At 64.9% G+C, this 16373-nt stretch carries 11 protein-coding genes; 6 read left to right on the top strand and 5 right to left on the bottom strand.

All coding sequences use genetic code 11. The annotated features are described in order from the left end of the window. Positions 1-148: 148 nt before the first annotated feature. A complete protein-coding gene (locus tag AC239G_RS11055; protein WP_420096592.1) occupies positions 149-901 on the bottom strand; it encodes a spermidine synthase in 753 nt (250 codons plus the stop codon). A gap of 295 nt (positions 902-1196) precedes the next feature. Here AC239G_RS11055 and AC239G_RS11050 point away from each other — a divergent pair, with 295 nt between their 5' ends. Both AC239G_RS11050 and AC239G_RS11045 read left to right on the top strand, forming a co-directional pair. Further along, complete coding sequence (locus AC239G_RS11050) at positions 1197-2369, top strand: DUF4192 family protein (RefSeq protein WP_180345674.1); 1173 nt, start codon at positions 1197-1199, stop codon at positions 2367-2369. A gap of 295 nt (positions 2370-2664) precedes the next feature. Beyond that, positions 2665-4134, top strand: coding sequence for an RNA polymerase sigma factor (locus AC239G_RS11045; protein ID WP_139469781.1), 1470 nt, complete (start codon positions 2665-2667; stop codon positions 4132-4134). Positions 4135-4218: 84 nt separating this feature from the next. On the opposite strand, the gene AC239G_RS11040 is transcribed toward AC239G_RS11045, so the two are convergent. Next, complete coding sequence (locus AC239G_RS11040) at positions 4219-5067, bottom strand: N-acetylmuramoyl-L-alanine amidase (protein WP_139469782.1); 849 nt, start codon at positions 5065-5067, stop codon at positions 4219-4221. Positions 5068-5193: 126 nt separating this feature from the next. Between AC239G_RS11040 and AC239G_RS11035 the strand changes: the two genes are divergently transcribed. After that, positions 5194-7305 (top strand): DNA gyrase/topoisomerase IV subunit B, encoded by a 2112-nt coding sequence (locus AC239G_RS11035; protein ID WP_139908234.1) that lies wholly within the window; start codon positions 5194-5196, stop codon positions 7303-7305. A gap of 75 nt (positions 7306-7380) precedes the next feature. Here the strand turns inward: AC239G_RS11035 and AC239G_RS11030 are convergent, their stop codons facing one another. After that, positions 7381-8274: a M56 family metallopeptidase gene (locus AC239G_RS11030; protein WP_482400372.1), complete on the bottom strand. Its 894-nt coding sequence runs from the start codon at positions 8272-8274 to the stop codon at positions 7381-7383. An 18-nt stretch (positions 8275-8292) separates the two neighbouring features. After that, positions 8293-8655 carry a BlaI/MecI/CopY family transcriptional regulator gene (locus AC239G_RS11025; protein ID WP_092013109.1) on the bottom strand — a complete coding sequence of 121 codons (363 nt, stop codon included), beginning with the start codon at positions 8653-8655 and terminating at the stop codon, positions 8293-8295. 243 nt (positions 8656-8898) lie between these two features. On the opposite strand from AC239G_RS11025, the gene AC239G_RS11020 reads away from it, so the two are divergent. From AC239G_RS11020 to cydC, 3 genes are read left to right on the top strand one after another with little or no spacing between them, the layout of a single operon-like run. Further along, positions 8899-10470: a cytochrome ubiquinol oxidase subunit I gene (locus AC239G_RS11020; protein ID WP_487488844.1), complete on the top strand. Its 1572-nt coding sequence runs from the start codon at positions 8899-8901 to the stop codon at positions 10468-10470. 12 nt (positions 10471-10482) lie between these two features. Beyond that, on the top strand, positions 10483-11505 hold the full coding sequence (cydB, locus tag AC239G_RS11015) for a cytochrome d ubiquinol oxidase subunit II (protein WP_139469785.1): 1023 nt from the start codon (positions 10483-10485) through the stop codon (positions 11503-11505). Beyond that, entirely contained in the window at positions 11502-15026 is a 3525-nt protein-coding gene (gene cydC / locus AC239G_RS11010; protein WP_487488843.1) for a thiol reductant ABC exporter subunit CydC, read from the top strand. The genes cydB and cydC overlap by 4 nt, the downstream gene beginning before the upstream one ends. A gap of 2 nt (positions 15027-15028) precedes the next feature. Here the strand turns inward: cydC and sepH are convergent, their stop codons facing one another. Next, a complete protein-coding gene (gene sepH, locus AC239G_RS11005) occupies positions 15029-16150 on the bottom strand; it encodes a septation protein SepH (protein ID WP_487488842.1) in 1122 nt (373 codons plus the stop codon). Positions 16151-16373: the final 223 nt, after the last annotated feature.

Genomic DNA, 16373 nt, shown 5'->3' with positions numbered 1-16373 from the left:
CACATTCCCTGTCTGCCGGGGGTAGGCAGAGCCAGCCGGGTCAGCAGGGCGAGGGGAGAAGAGCCAGCTGGGTCGGAAAGTGCAGGAGCGTGGGACCCGAGAGGCGGCCGGTGCCGACGTGAAGGTCAGAGTCCCGATCTCGTGAAGATCAGAGGCCCAACCTGGAGCGCAGTTCTGCTCCCGCCAGGAAGGTCGCTGAGGAGGCGGCGGTGCGCAGACTGCGGTCGAGCCCGCCCGTGTCGAGGGGAGTATTGGAGGCGAGGACGACGACGTTTCCGCGTCGACGTCCCTTGAGGATCGCCGGTTCCGTGGCTGCGGCAAGATGGGCGAAGTGGTCGCCGAGGCTGCGGAGTTCGGACCGGAGGACGCGGTGGTCACCTGAGTCAGGCACATTGGCGACATAGATGCCGGAGCCCTTGACCGCCTCGGCGCAGGAGGCGAAGAACTCCGAAGTCTGCAGAGACGCGGGAACAGAGTCGTGGTCGAAGGCGTCGCGGACGAGGACGTCGAGGGTCTCGGGCCGGAACTTGCCGATCTCCACCGCTCCGTCGCCGGCGCGCAGCGCCAGGGCGGGGGAGCGGGGCAGGTCGAACCAGTCGCGAGCGAAGTCGAGCAGCTTGGCATCGATGTCGATCGCCGTCTGCTTCGATCCCGGTCGTGCCGAGTTCAGCGCCCGGGCCAGAGCACAGCCGGCAGCACCGATGTGTGCGGCCCGCAGCGTCCGGTCAGGGAGTTGAACGTCGATGATGCGTCGCATCCAGTCCAGGTACTCGAAGTCCAGTCGCTGCGGATCGCCGAGCGTGATCGACGAAGAAGGGACCCCATTGACGTGGAGCACATAGGAATCGGCCTCACCGTCGAGCTTCTCCAGCCGGGCTTCACCCGTCGAGATGTCGACCACTTGAGAACCAGGAGCTGTGTATATCCGTCGCTTCGCCACCCCTCACTTGTATGCCAGTAAGGCGTGTGAGGCAATTCGGCCCGGATTCTCGTGGGGATGACGGATGCGACTCGCCCACCAGAGCGCTGTGGACCCGTGCGGTCCATCCACAGGCGCAGACCAGGATCTGGAGGAACGGATGAGGGATCGGTTGAAGTGGGTACCCAGACAGGCAGCCCATCCCAGGCATGGGCCTCGCCTCAGGCACGGGAACCGCTCCGCACCGGCTGGTTCCGAACTGATCAAGGAGGACGCAGTGAAGACACCGGCCCGCACACCCGAGGACATCATCGGGATCATCCCCCATACTCTCGGGTACACCCCGCGTCGCAGCCTCGTCGCTGTCATCGTCGGCACCGAGCTCAACGGGTCCCAGACCAGCTCGACCACGATGCGCATCGACTTCGACCGGGAGAGCGCGGCGCAGACGCTGTCCCAAGGCGGCGGCTGGTACGCCGACCTCGTCATGCGCGCCGGTACGGTCACCGGGGTCTTCCTCGTTCTCTATGATGACGACTATCAGCCGGTCAGCGCTTTCGGCGCCGGTGCAGACGCCGAATACGCGGAGGTCCACCGTGGTCTCATCCGAGCAGCGATCGACGAACTGGCCATCACCTTCGCCTCCAGAAGCGTCGACACCCTCAGCGCATGGTGGGTCAACCAAGAGCACTTCGGCCGCATCGACGAGGACGGCTATGACTGCACACCGCTGATCGAGGCAACCACCTCGGCGTGTGCCACCGAACTCGTCGCCGGCGGATCCAACCCAGTCAACGATCCGGAGGACCTCGTCATCGCCCCGATGCCCGCCGATGCCTTCGCCGACAGTCGTCGCGGACATGCCGAGGAGTGGATGGGCACGGACGAGGCCTTCGCGATCCTCGCCGAGGTATACCCGCGCCTGGACGCCATGCGGTGCGAGGAGGACGCGATCGACGAGGCGCGCATCCACGACCTCATGGACCTGCCGACCGTGATGGCACTCGATACCCTGCTCGTCGAGAAATGGTCGCGCGACGCACTCGAGATGATCCTCAGCTTCGACCACCCAGACTTCCCACCCTCCCTGGTCAAGGGACTCGACGGTGACGAACTCATCGTGATGAGCCGCCGTGTGGTCTCTCAAGCACGGGCGGCTCAGCAGCTCGTCGGGCTCTCAGCGCGTGCGCCCAGGCCGCGCGACATCATGCTCACCATCGCCTTCCTCAAGGACTACCTGCAGGCCGGCCACCCGCGGGCCAGAGCCAACACTTATGCCGTCATCGCCTGGTTCGAATGGTCTCTGGGCGGATCGACGATGGCGCTGAACTATGCCCGTGCCGCCCTCGGGCTCGAAGCCGAACACGGGCTGGCCGAACTCATCGTCAGCGCGGTCGATATGGGGTGCCTGCCCCGCTGGCTGACGGAGACTCAGCGTACGACCATCTGATCGGGCCGCCGTGTACGGCGCGGACGGTCGGCCTCCCCGATGCGGACGGTCGGCCGCCTCGGCGAGATCAACGCGAGGGGGAGGTGAGGGGGAGGCGAGGGGAACAGATTCGCAGGTCACATTGTTGTCGGGGACAGGCCGGACGGATCGTCCCGGAGTCTTCGACGGCCGATTCGCAAAGCGGGGAATAACGTGAGAAAATTAAGCGTTGACCCAGTCATTGCATGATGGGCGAACTCTGCGTTCGCCCCGGACCGCACGCGGACCACTTGACTTGGGTCTTAGTACTGTCCGAATGCATGGGGAAGTTTCAACGCTCGCGAAAGGTGAACACGTGCCCAGAGTCGACAAGGAATCCACAACGGTGACGGAGAAGTCGGAGGGAACGGCCGGCACGACCTCGACCGGTGGATCCAAGACCACTGCGGCGTCGAAGTCCACTGCGAAGAAGACGACCGCTGCCGGAGCCAAGAAGACAGCGACCGCGAAGTCGGCGACTGCGAAGTCGACTGCCGCAAAGACCGAGACGGCTGCGTCGAAGAAGACGACTGCTGCGAAGAAGACAGCCGCCGCGAAGTCGACGGCTGCTCCGGCGAAGACCACGACGAAGGCCACCGCCGCCAAGGAAGCCAAGAAGGCGACCAAGGCGAAGAAGGCCGACGACGATATCGACACCACCGAGGAAGTCGAACCCGCCGCGGACGCTCTGGCCACAGAGGAGAGCCCCGCCGAGGCGACCGAGACGAAGAACTCGGAAGAGAAGGAGAAGAATGCCGCCGTGGCCGAGGCCGGTGGCTTCATCGTCTCCGATGCAGACGAAGAGGACGCGCCCGCTCAGCAGGTTGTCTCCGCCGGTGCGACCGCAGACCCGGTCAAGGACTACCTCAAGCAGATCGGCAAGGTGGCCCTGCTCAACGCCGCCGAAGAGGTCGATCTCGCCAAGCGCATCGAAGCCGGAATGTACGCCGAGCATCTGCTCGACGGCGGAGAGGTGACCGACCCGCGCGAAACGATGGACTACAAGTGGATCATCCACGACGGTCGCATCGCGAAGAACCATCTGTTGGAAGCCAACCTCCGACTCGTCGTGTCCCTGGCCAAACGCTACACCGGCCGCGGAATGCTGTTCCTCGACCTCATCCAGGAAGGCAACCTCGGCCTCATCCGCGCCGTCGAGAAGTTCGACTACACGAAGGGCTTCAAGTTCTCGACCTACGCCACGTGGTGGATCCGCCAGGCCATCACCCGCGCGATGGCCGACCAGGCTCGGACGATCCGCATCCCGGTGCACATGGTCGAGGTCATCAACAAGCTCGCCCGCGTGCAGCGCCAGATGCTGCAGGACCTCGGTCGCGAACCGACCCCGGAAGAGCTCGCGAAGGAACTCGACATGACACCCGAGCGTGTCGTCGAGGTCCAGAAGTACGGTCGCGAGCCCATCTCGCTGCACACCCCGCTCGGTGAAGACGGCGACTCGGAGTTCGGCGACCTCATCGAGGACTCCGAAGCAGTTGTGCCCTCGGACTCGGTGAGCTTCACCCTCCTCCAGGAGCAGCTGCACTCCGTGCTCGACACGCTCTCGGAACGTGAAGCGGGAGTGGTGTCCATGCGTTTCGGACTCAACGACGGTCAGCCGAAGACCCTCGACGAGATCGGCAAGGTCTACGGCGTCACCCGTGAGCGCATCCGCCAGATCGAGTCGAAGACGATGGCCAAGCTGCGTCACCCGTCCCGCTCGCAGGTGCTGCGCGACTACCTCGACTGAGTCTGAACTCGGCCGGTCCACGAGTCGGATCAGTCAGATGCGAACGCCCCTGGGATCGTCCCAGGGACGTTCGGCATTCACGGGTCAGAACCAGTCGACGATGCCGTCGAACAGGGCGTCGGCGTATCTCCTCTGCCCGGATTTCGACTCCATGAGCTCTGCCTCCGACGGGTTGCGCATCTCTCCGCATTCGACGATGACGGCGGGAACCGATGCGTTGTTCAACCCGGCCAGATCCGGGCGACGGCTGATCGCATCCTTTCCATAGGCCTTGTTCGGGGTGAACTCCTCGCCCATCGAACTCCCCACGGACTTCGCCAGTTCCCCGGAGGCCTTCTCGGTCTTCTCGTCCTCACCGGGATCGGCGACGATGATGTGGAAGCCCTTCACCGAACTCGACTCGCTGCCGTTGGCATGGATGCTCACCAGCGCGTCCGCGTCGTCGGCGAACTTTCCGCGCTCGTCCACGCACGGTCCGACTCCTGCGTTGTCCTTCCGGCTGAGCACGACCTCGGCTCCGGCGTCGGTCAGCGACTTCTCCAGCTTCTTCGCCACGGCCCAGGTGAAATCGGACTCCGGATAGTCGGAGTTCGTCGAGGTGCCCGTGGTGTTGCAGGCCTTCGTTCCGCCGCGCCCGTCCGGAACCTGCCGGTTGATCTTCTCCGGATGGTCCGCATTTCCGCCATTGTGTCCCGGATCGATCGCAATGACCTTCCCTTTCAGATCCGTTCCTTCCTCCTTCGCCGAGGCGGTGCCCGACTTCGCGTCGTCGCCTCCGTCCGCACCGTTGCCGGCAGTCGGAGACGCGTCGGTTGTCTCGGCCGCCTGACTCGTTCGTTCGGGGGCACCTGCGTCCTGGGAGCAGGCCGCCAGTCCGGGCAGGCTGAGAGCGGCGGTGAGAAGGAGACTTGGGACGAGGAGGCGATGCGGCATGACTCCATTGTTTCAGCAAAGGCGTGCCCATGGTCGGGGTCGACCGGATGCATTCCCGACACGAGCCCGAGGGAATAGGGTCCTGAGCGCGCAGCGATTAGAATTTAATCGAACGAGAGGAATTGTGTGGAAGACGAAAGCTACGGCGCCAGGCACCTGTCCGTCCTGTCCGGTCTTGAGGCGGTTCGCAAGCGACCCGGCATGTACATCGGCACGACCGATTCCCGTGGACTCATGCACTGTCTGTGGGAGGTCATCGACAACTCCGTCGACGAGGCGCTCGGAGGACACGGTTCAGAGATCCTCATCGAACTCGCCGCTGACGGATCGGTGGCCGTCACCGACAAGGGCCGCGGCATCCCCGTCGACATCGAACCGAAGACCGGGCTGACCGGCGTCGAAGTCGTCATGACCAAGCTCCATGCCGGCGGAAAGTTCGGCGGCTCCTCCTACGCTGCTTCGGGCGGACTGCACGGAGTCGGCGCCTCGGTCGTCAACGCCCTGTCCGCTCGCCTCGACGTCGAGGTCACCCGCGGATCGAAGGTGCACAAGATGTCCTTCCGCCGAGGCGTTCCCGGACGCTTCGACGACTCCTCCGGCACAGCGAGCCCCGACAACCCCTTCGAGGCCTTCCAGGAGCCGACCGGTCTCGACATCGTCGGCAAGGCCAAACGCGGCGCCACCGGCACTCGGGTCCAGTACTGGGCCGATCCGCAGATCTTCCTGTCCAAGGCTCAGTTCGACTACCCGCATCTGGTCGAACGCGCCCGTCAGACCGCATTCCTCGTGCCCGGTCTCGAGCTGCGCATCGTCGATCGTCGCGGTGTCGCCCGTGACGAGACCGGTGCCGTCATCGAGGAGCGCGAAGAGGTCTTCAAGTTCGACGGCGGAATCACCGAATTCGTCGATCACCTCTCCATCGACCCGCCGATCACCGACACCTGGCGATTGCAGAACACCGGCACCTTCAAGGAGACCGTCCCGGTCCTCAATTCCTCGGGTCACCTCGAGTCCAAGGAAGTCGAACGCGAGGTCGGCGTCGATATCGCTCTGCGCTGGGGGACCGGCTACGACACGAAGTTGAAGTCCTTCGTCAACGTCGTCGCCACTCCACAGGGCGGCACACACCTCGCCGGGTTCGAACAGGCCTGCCTGAAGGCGATGCGCAAGGCCGTCGACGCCAACGCACGCAAGCTCAAGGTCGGCAAGGACAAGCTCGAGAAGGACGATGTGCTCGCCGGCATCACCGCCGTCGTCACCGTGCAGCTGGCCGAACCCCAGTTCGAAGGGCAGACCAAGGAGGTCCTCGGCACCGCGGCAGTGCGACAGATCGTGGCGAAGACCGTGGAGTCTCAGCTCGGCGAGGTGCTTGCCTCGACCAAGCGTGCTGAGAAGCAGCAGGCCGCCGTGCTCATGGAGAAAGTCGTGGCCGAGATGAAGTCGCGCATCTCCGCCCGCACCCACAAGGAGAACCAGCGACGGAAGACCGCGCTGGAAGCCTCTTCGCTGCCGGCGAAGCTCTACGACTGCCGTGACAACGGGGTGGAGAACACGGAGCTGTTCATCGTCGAGGGAGACTCGGCGATGGGTACGGCGAAGGCCGCTCGCAATTCCGACCATCAGGCGCTGTTCCCCATCCGCGGGAAGATCCTCAACGTGCAGAAGGCGACTCTGGCCGACATGCTCGCCAATGTCGAATGCTCAGCGCTCATCCAGGTCATCGGCGCCGGCTCCGGGCGCAGCTTCGATATCGACGCTGCACGGTACGGCCGAGTCATCATCATGACAGACGCCGATGTCGACGGAGCGCATATCCGCACTCTCCTGCTGACTCTGTTCTTCCGGTACATGAAGCCGCTGGTCGAGGCCGGTCGCGTCTTCGCGGCCGTGCCTCCGCTGCACCGAGTCGAGGTCGTGACGAAGCGCGGAACGCCCAACGACATCGTCTACACCTACACCGAAGCCGAGCTCCACGCTCTGCTGAAGAAGCTCGAGAAGCAGAAGAAGACCTACAAGGAGCCGATCCAGCGGTACAAGGGCCTCGGCGAGATGGATGCCGATCAGCTGGCCGAGACGACCATGGACCCGAGCATGCGCACCCTGCGTCGAGTGACGATGGCGGATGCCGAGATGGCGGAGAACACCTTCGAGCTCCTCATGGGATCATCGGTCGGGCCGCGCAAGGAATTCATCGTCTCCGGCGCTGCCGTCCTCGATGCCGAACGCATCGACAGCTGACCTCGACTGCTGAGTCAGCACCGATGCTGAGTCAGCACCGACAGATCTGAGCCCGGACCGAGAATCGGTCCGGGCTCAGATGCCGAATGAGGACGGTGTGACGATGAGCAGGGTCGGCAGGAGCAGCAGCAGAACGGCCAGTCCGATCGACATCAGCCGCACGGGGATCCGCGCCGAATCCAGGGGATGCGACAGGCGCTGGATGCGCTGAGCGGACAGATCGCTTCGGTGGTCGGGGCTGATCGCGGCGGCCGATCTCACTGCCTGAGCCAGGATCTGCGGATCGACATGGTCGCGGGCCTGATCATCGGCCATGAGCTCGATGAGCCGATTCACCGAGTTCAACCCGATCGCCGTGGCCGAGAAGTACGGCAGGGCCCGATGCCAGGCGGCGAAGGGGATGACGAGCACATCGTGCCGGAAATCCAGATGCGCCCGCTCATGGGCGATGACAGCGGTGCGCTCATCCTCGTCGAGGGCCTTGAGCAGACCGGTCGACAGAACGGCAGTGCCCTTCCGCGGCCCCTTGGGCAGGCAGTAGGCGACGGCCTCATCGGTGGTGATGATGCGCGTGTCGGGATAGGCGATCGACGGTTCGCTGAGCAGATGCAGGATCTCGTCGTGGCGCAGGCGGGTCTGCCGAGCCGAATAGAGGGTCAGGACCAGGCAGCCGAGCAGCCGACCGATGAGGAGCACGGCGATGACGAGGAAGATCCAGGCTAAGAGTGAGAGCTGAGTGTGGTCCTTGCCCCGGATGAGGTCGAAGAGTCCCTGCGGGAGACTCGTGGTCCCCGGGGCGACCGCGAAGGCGAGCGCAGCGCCGATGAGGGAGAGTCCTCCGGAGAGTCCGACAGCCTGCCAGAGGACGACCTCTGAGATCGGGTCACCGCGGAAACGCGCGAGGGCCGCAGGAATAGGCCATGCCAGCAGAAAAGCCAGCACGGCCAGAACGATTCCCACGATGGTCATTGAGGTGACCGGCCTGAGTCAGGACTGCGTCGAGTGATTGCGCCCGAGCAGATTGCGCAGCGCCTTGGTGTCGGCCTCCGAGACGGTGCCGAGGAAGCGAGCGAGGACAGCCTGACGATCCGGTGCCTGAGACAGCATCTCGGTCATCAGCTCCGCTACGTGATCCTCACGTGTCGAAACCGCGACATAGCGATGCGGACGGATGCTGCGATCGCGAGTGACGAAGCCCTTCTTCTCGAGTCGAGACAGGACAGTATGGACCGTTGTCAGCGCGAGCTCGCGATCCGAGAGGACTTCGCGGAGTTCGGCGGCACTCAACCCGTCGTCGTGGACCCAGATGGCGTCCATGACGCTGCGTTCGAGTTCACCCAGTGTTCCCACAGTTCTTTCGCCCTCAATTTCGTTGTCGGTCTGATCGCTCCAGTATATCTCTACAGCCTGTCGAATTCCACATAGGCGCGTGTGTATCGGCAGAGGGGTGGGCCTGGTCAGGGGAGCTTGTTCGAGAGCATGCTTGGAACCGGGAGTCTTGAATGATGAAACCACTCGGGCGGGGTTTCTACGAACTGTAGAATTCTACGTGACGTAGAAACATTGCTCGCGTGAAACCTGAATGGAGCACCCATGGAGCTGGACCCGGTCCTCATCGGACGGTGGCAATTCGGAATCACAACGGTCTACCACTTCTGGATGGTGCCGTTGACCCTGGGACTCGGCATGCTCGTGGCGGTCCTGCAGACCATCTACCATCGCACCGGCAACGAGGTGTACCTGCGGAGCACGAAGTTCTTCGGCAAGCTCTTCCTCATCAACTTCATCATGGGCGTGGCCACCGGCCTGGTCCAGGAATTCCAGTTCGGCATGGCGTGGAGCGAATACTCCCGCTTCGTCGGCGACGTCTTCGGCGCGCCCCTTGCGTTGGAGGCCCTGCTGGCGTTCTTCCTCGAATCGACCTTCCTCGGCCTGTGGATCTTCGGTTGGGGCCGACTGCCGCGGGCGGTGCACCTCGGCTCGCTGTGGCTGGCCGTCATCGGCACATGGATCTCGGCCTACTTCATCATCGTCGCGAACTCCTGGATGCAGCATCCCGTCGGCGTCGAAATGGTCGACGGCCGGCCCGTGATGACCGACGTCTGGGCGGTCCTCGGCAACAACACCGCCATCGCCGCCTTCACGCATACGATCTTCGGCGCCCTGGCAGTGGGCGGATCCTTCCTCCTCGGCATCTCCTGGTACCACCTCTACCACCGGCGCAAGGCCGGAATCGACACCGTCGGTGCCGACGGCAAGGTCATCGTGGGCTCTTCGAAGGAGCTTCCAGGACGGGACAAGACGGATCATGCGGTGTGGATCAAATCCCTGCGCATCGGCGCGATCGTCGGCGTCCTCGCCTTCGCCGGCGTCTCGATCACCGGTGACGTCCAAGCCAAGCTGATGTTCGACCAGCAGCCCATGAAAATGGCCTCCGCCGAGGCGGCCTGCCACGACGGCACCCAATTCTCCGTCCTCACGATCGCCGATCCGTCGTCGAACGACTGCGACGGAGTGCAGAACATCTTCGAGATCCCCGGTCTGCTGTCCTTCCTGGCCAACGGCGACTTCGACACCCCGGTCCACGGTGTGACGACGCTGCTGCCTGAATACCAGGAGCGCTACGGCACGCATATCCCCGACGACCCGCGGTACGGCGACCATGCCGGCGAACCCATCGACTACCAGCCGATCATGATCGTCACCTACTGGGGCTTCCGCATGATGATCGGCTTCGGCGCCCTGGCTGTCGGCGTCTGCGTCATCGGACTGTGGCTGGCCCGCAAGGGCACGGTGCCCGAGTCGAAATGGCTCAGCCGCGGATTCGTCCTGGCCATCACGGCACCGTTCCTCGCGAATTCGGCAGGATGGATCTTCACCGAAATGGGACGCCAGCCCTTCGTCGTCGCACCGAACCCGGCTCAGCTCGACGGAGTGTACATGTACACCCAGGCGGCGCTGTCACCCGAGGTGACACCGGCGATGCTGCTGTTCTCACTGATCAGTCTCACCTCCGTCTACGGAATTCTGATGGTCGTCGAACTGCGGCTGATCACGAAATACGTCAAGGGGGGAGTCGCCTCGGCGATGCCCGAACTCGACCAGACGAATACGAAACCCACGATCACCGACAACGGCGACGACGTCCTGTCGTTCGCGTACTGAGGGAAGGTCACGATGGAAATCCTCGCCACAATCTGGTTCGTCCTCATCGTCGTGCTCTGGATGGGATACCTGTTCCTCGACGGCTTCGACCTCGGCGTGGGCATGATGATGCCCTTCCTCAGCCGCAGCGAACGCAGCAAGCGCGTTCTGCTCAACTCGATCGGTCCGGTCTGGGAAGGCAACGAGGTCTGGCTGATCACCGCGGCCGGAGCGATGTTCGCCGCCTTCCCACACTGGTACGCTTCGCTGTTCTCCGCGCTCTACATTCCACTGACCATCTGCCTGCTCGCGCTGATCTTCCGCGCCGTGGCCATCGAATACCGCGGCAAAGGGCACTCGGAGAGGTGGAAGACCTTCTGGACCTGGGCTCTGGCCGTGGGATCGGCCGGAACAGCCTTCTGCATCGGTGCGATGCTCGCACTGACGACCATCGGGCTGCCGCTCAATGATCATGGCGACATGATCGGCGGTGCCTTCGCCTGGATGTCGTGGCCGGCTCTCGCCGGCGGACTCGGCGGGCTCGGCTTCTCCCTGGCCCACGGGCTCATCTTCCTCGGTCTCAAGACTCAGGGCGAGGTCCGGGCGCGGTCGCGGCGCTGGGCCGGTCGGATCATGCTGCCGGCCGCGATTCCGTTCCTCATCTGGTTCGCCTCCTCGATCACCCAGCGGACCTGGCTCATCGTGCCGGTGCTCGTTGCGATCGTCGCTCTCATCTTCGCGTTCGTCGCGGTCCGCGCCGGTGCCGAGAAGCGCGCCTTCATCCTGCACGGGATCTATCTCATCGCCGGTCTGACCGCCGTCTTCGCCGGTGTCTTCCCGAACGTCCTGCCCTCGACGATCGACCCGGCGAACTCGCTGACGATCGCTGCGGCATCCTCGTCGGACTACACCTTGAACGTCATGCTCATCGTGACGATCGTGATCCTGCCGATCATCATCGCCTACCAGATCTTCAGCTACCGGATGTTCCTCGGCCGCATCGCCGAGACCCACATCCCCGAAGCTCACAAGCTGCCGGTGGCGATCCGATCGTGAGCTCACCCCTGTCGATCCTGCTCGAGCTGCCCACCGGTCGGCGGGGTTTGGCACTGTCGGTGCTCTCCGCCCTGTGCCGGTCGGTGGGAATCGTCCTCATCGCCGAAGCCCTGGTGAGAGCCATCATCGGCCACAGCGCGCCCGGGCTGTGGGTGGTCCTCGGCGCCCTCGGCGCGCTGCTGCGCGGCGGCGGACTCTGGCTCGACCGCCGTCTGGGCACCAGCCTGGCAGCCGTTTCGAAACAGGGTCTGCGGCGCTCGATCCTCTCCGGTCTGCTGCGCGGACGGGGACGCCCGCGGACGAATGCGGCGGTCACGGTCACCCGCGGAATCGACGATCTCGATGACTACTTCACCACGGTGGTGCCGGCCCTGACCGCGGCCGCGGTGGTGCCCATCGTGCTGCTGGTGCGCATCGTCTTCAGCGATGTCCTCTCGGCGGTCATCATCGCGGTGTGCCTGCCGTTGGTGCCGATGTTCATGGTGCTCATCGGCCGCTACACGGCAGAGTCGACCTCGGAGACCATGACGGCTCTGGAACGGCTGTCGGATCACCTGGCCGAACTCGCCGAGGGGCTGCCCGTCCTCATCGGCCTCGGCCGTTCTCGCGATCACGCGCGCCGGCTGCGGGAACTGGGGGAGCGCTACCATCAGGCGAACCTCACGACGCTGCGCATCGCGTTCCTCTCCAGTTTGGCGCTCGAGCTCATCGCCACGATCTCGGTGGCGCTCGTGGCCGTGGTCATCGGTCTGCGCCTGGTCAACGGGTCGATGGAGCTGGGCGATGGCCTGTTGGTCCTGCTCATCGCGCCCGAATGCTTCATCCCTCTGCGGGAGCTCGGGGCCGGCTATCATGCGAGCGAGAACGGACGCGAAGCTCGTGAGAGAGCCCGGTCGCTGCTGTCGGAGACACGGTCGGCAGATGCGGAGACGCCGTCGGCGGCTGCGGGGGCACGCGCGCTCGATGCCTTCGGCTGGCCGGGGGGCCAGTGGGTTCACTATGCCGACGGCACACTCATCACTTGGTCGGGCGACATCGACACCCGGCCGGGAGTGACGACGATCAGCGGCCGGTCCGGAACCGGCAAGTCGACCGTGCTCGGTGCGCTGGTCGGCAGTCTGCCTGCCGACGCGCACACCACCGCCGATCCGATGAGCGCGGCCTACGTGCCGCAGGCTCCACGCATGTTCGCCGAGACCATCGGCGCCGAACTGGCACTCTTCGGACTCGACGACGACCAAGCTCAGACGGCCCTGTCCGCCGCCGAACTGCCCACCGATCTGCGTGTGCAGACGGCGGCGCTGAGCCCCGGCCAACAGCGTCGGCTGGCCCTCGTGCGAGTGCGGCACCGCCTCGGTGACGGGGCCGAGCTGCTCGTCCTCGACGAACCGACCGCCCACCTCGACGCCGACAATGCCGCCATCGTCATCGACATGATCGCCGAGGCGGCCGCCACCCACCGCGTGATCCTCGCCAGCCATGACGAACAGGTTCGCGCGCTGGCCGACACAGAGATCCGCCCGGAGAAGACGCACTTTGAAGCGGCAGAGAACGGTGCACCAGCGGAATCAAAGTCGACCGTGATCGCGGATCAGGCCCGAACCGACGCCGCCGAGGTTCCTGCAACAAGGGCGCGGACTGAAGTTCCCGCTCCGGCGGAACGGACGGGTTCGGGCAGCGAGCCCGGGCCTCGGTCCGACGTCGAGCGGCACCCGGATGTCTCGACGCAGCACTCCGGAGGCGAGTCCTGGACAGCTGCACTGCGACGTCGCTGGTCGATACTGGGCTCGAGCCTGCCGCTGTTCACCCCGACCATGCTGGTGGCCGCGCTCACCGCCTGCGCGTCCAGCCTCGCGGCCATCGCTCTGACTGCCGTCTCCGCATGGCTCATCGTCGAAGCTTCGTACCAGCCGCCGATCATGCTGCTCATGGTCGCCATCGTCGGTGTGCGATTCTTCGGACTCAGCCGCTCCGTGCTGCTCTACGCCAGTCGGCTGAGACTCCACTCGGCGATCTTCGCCGCGCTCACGAAACTGCGCACACGGCTGTGGGAGCACTTCGAGCGCGTCGGCATGAGTGATCGGCGGCTGCTGACCTCGGATTCGGCGCTGCGCGCCATGGTCGCCGACGCCGACGACGTCCGCGACCTGGTGCCCCGGACTCTGTTCCCGCCTTTCGTCTCCACCATGGTCGTCATCGGCGTGAGCATCACCGCAGCACTTCTCGACGTGAGGTCACTGGTCTGGTTCATCCTGGTGGGCGCCGTCAACCTCGTCATCGTCCCGATTCTCGTCATCCGGGCAGAGAGCCGGTTGGCGTACGGAATCAGGGAGGACCGCAACCGGATCCTGTCCGTGCTCACTCGCGCTCTGTACGCAAAGGACGACCTGCGCACGAACCGGGTCGACTCTGCGGTCCTCGGCCTGTTGGCCGACTTGGAGGCCGACCTCGAGAAGAAGCAGAAGGCCTCTGCCCGCAACTTCGGGCTCGCCCAACTGTGGCTGCAGCTGAGCACGTTCACCACCGCAGTCATCCTGGCGGTGTCCACGGATGCTCCGACCGAGATCGTCGCGGTGCTCTCCCTCATGGCCTTGGGCCTGGGCGAAGTGTTCGCTTCGGCACTCGAAGCGTTCCGCCAGCTGCCCGCCCTGGGGTCGGCACTGGACTGTCTGCCCAATGCGGACAGTGCGGCGGACCGCGAAGCCGAGGACTCGGGACTCGACGTCGAAGTGCAGGCTCCTGCTGCCGGAACGACGACCGGCGAGAGCGACGACTCGTCGCGCCGCTCTGGCCCGGTCGAGCTCGTCGGCGTCGACGCCCTCGAATTCGATGAGATCACCGTCGGATGGGACGATCAGGCTGTCGTCGCAGGACTGGACCTGAGAGCTCAACGCGGCAGTTGGACCGTGCTGTGCGGTGACAGCGGAACCGGTAAGACGACGAGCCTGAGCGTGCTCCTGCGGTTCCTCGACCCCTGGTCCGGCAGCTACCGTGCCCGTGACCGGAGCGGGACCGACCACGATATGCTCACCTGCTCACCCGAAGACCTCGTCGGCCGAATCGCCTGGTGCCCTCAGGAGGCACACGTCTTCCGCTCCACAGTGCGCGGCAATCTCGCACTCGCCGGGCGGTCGGTCCCCGGGGACGACGAGATGATCTCCGTGCTGAGAGCGGCAGGGCTGAGCGACTGGGCCGACGCAGAGGGGCTCGAACGGTGGGTCGGCGACCACGGAGCGGAGATCTCCGGCGGTCAGCGACAGCGATTGGCGGTGGCCAGAACCCTGCTGACCGAAGCCGATGTGATCGTCCTCGACGAACCGACAGCGCACTTGGACGATGAGACGGCTCGGCTGCTCATCGACGATCTCCGTGGGAGCCTGGGCGACCGCACGGTCGTCATGGTCACCCACGACAGGAGACTGATCTCGGACGGCGATGAGGTCGTCGACCTGGGCACGGTCGAACCGGGTGCAGCGGACCTCGGCTCACGCGATCCCGAGGGCGAACACTCGAGAGTCTGAGGTCAGTCCCGCTTCGACCCGAACATGATCTCGTCCCAGCTCGGGATCGAGGCACGCGAGTTCTTCTTCGACTTCGGCTTCGGATCCTTCGCCGAGGCGGAGTCCTTGAATTGGTCGTCATGATCGCTCACTCCGGGCTCATTGAGCAGGGAGAGCTGATTCTCGTCGTCGAAGACGCCGACCTTCTCGGTCGGCTCCTGCGGTTCCTCAGCCGAGGCAACCGCATCTTCGAAGGCGAAGACTTCGTCATCGGTGGCGGCTTCGGGCTGGCCCGGAGCGGTGTGCGCTCCCTGCGGGTGAGTCTCGGGGTCCTCGGTGACTGCACGCAGACGGGTCCGCGGCTCTTCCTCGGCGTGGCGGCGCTTGCGCAGATTCTCCAGAATCCGGCCGGTTTCGGCCTGATGATCGCGGGCCTGCTGCGACGGCGCCGAACCGGCGGTGGGCCGGACCGGTCCGTCGGCGGCGATCGACGCGGACGACTGATCGGTCGCCGGGAGGACATCGACCTCCTCGGTGTTCCTCTGTCGTTCGGCCCCGCTGCCGTAGTTCGGGATCGGTCCGGTGTCGGTGGGACCGGAATCGGCGAGCCACTTCGCCTCATCGTCGATCGGTGTCAGCGAACGGCGGTAGTAATGCCAGCTGGCGGTGCGGACACGATCAGCGGCGGTGAAGCTGAGCTGGATGTACCAGTTGCCGTCCTGCTGCTTCCAGGAATCCCACTCCATCGTCTCGATATCGACGTCGCGCATCGCCAGGCGTTCCTGACACAGCTCGATGAGCGGAGTCGGTTCACCGTTGGGATCATGATCGGAATAGATGGGATGGCGGCTGGCGAGGTAGGCGGTGCGTTCGCGTTCGGCCATCGCCGGACCTTCGTAAGTGCGCACGTATTCGATGTCGGCACCGGTGGCGGCCACGACCTCCTCGGCGTCCATGCCGCCGCGGATCATGGCCTGGATCTCTTTCGGGCGCACGGGAGTCTCGGACTTGGGGTGGGAGCGGTCCCTGCGGACCGCGGCGAAGAGAGCCTCATCGAGGACGACTCGGTACTGAAGCCCGTTCTCGTCGTTCAACAGCAGATGTGTGCCGTCTGCGTTGACTCCGTTCAAGATCAGTTCACGCATTGCCTTAAGCTCCTTTGTCGCGTCTCAGAAGCATCGTGTCACGTTCGGCGCGTCGTGCCGGGCAGATTTCCGCGCGAGTCGCGAAATCACGGGGCGGATCGGGAGCCGGCGGGGTGATTCTGTGAGACCGGCCACGCACGTGAGAGAAATGTGCGAAAGGAGAACCTGCGCGTCGGCTCCGACAGCGTCGCCACCACGCCGCCGGCGTCGCCACGACACCGGC

Source organism: Brevibacterium sp. Lmc1 (assembly GCF_057654315.1).
Note: the sequence above shows the minus strand (reverse complement) of the source record. Positions and strands in the feature narration are given on the sequence as shown.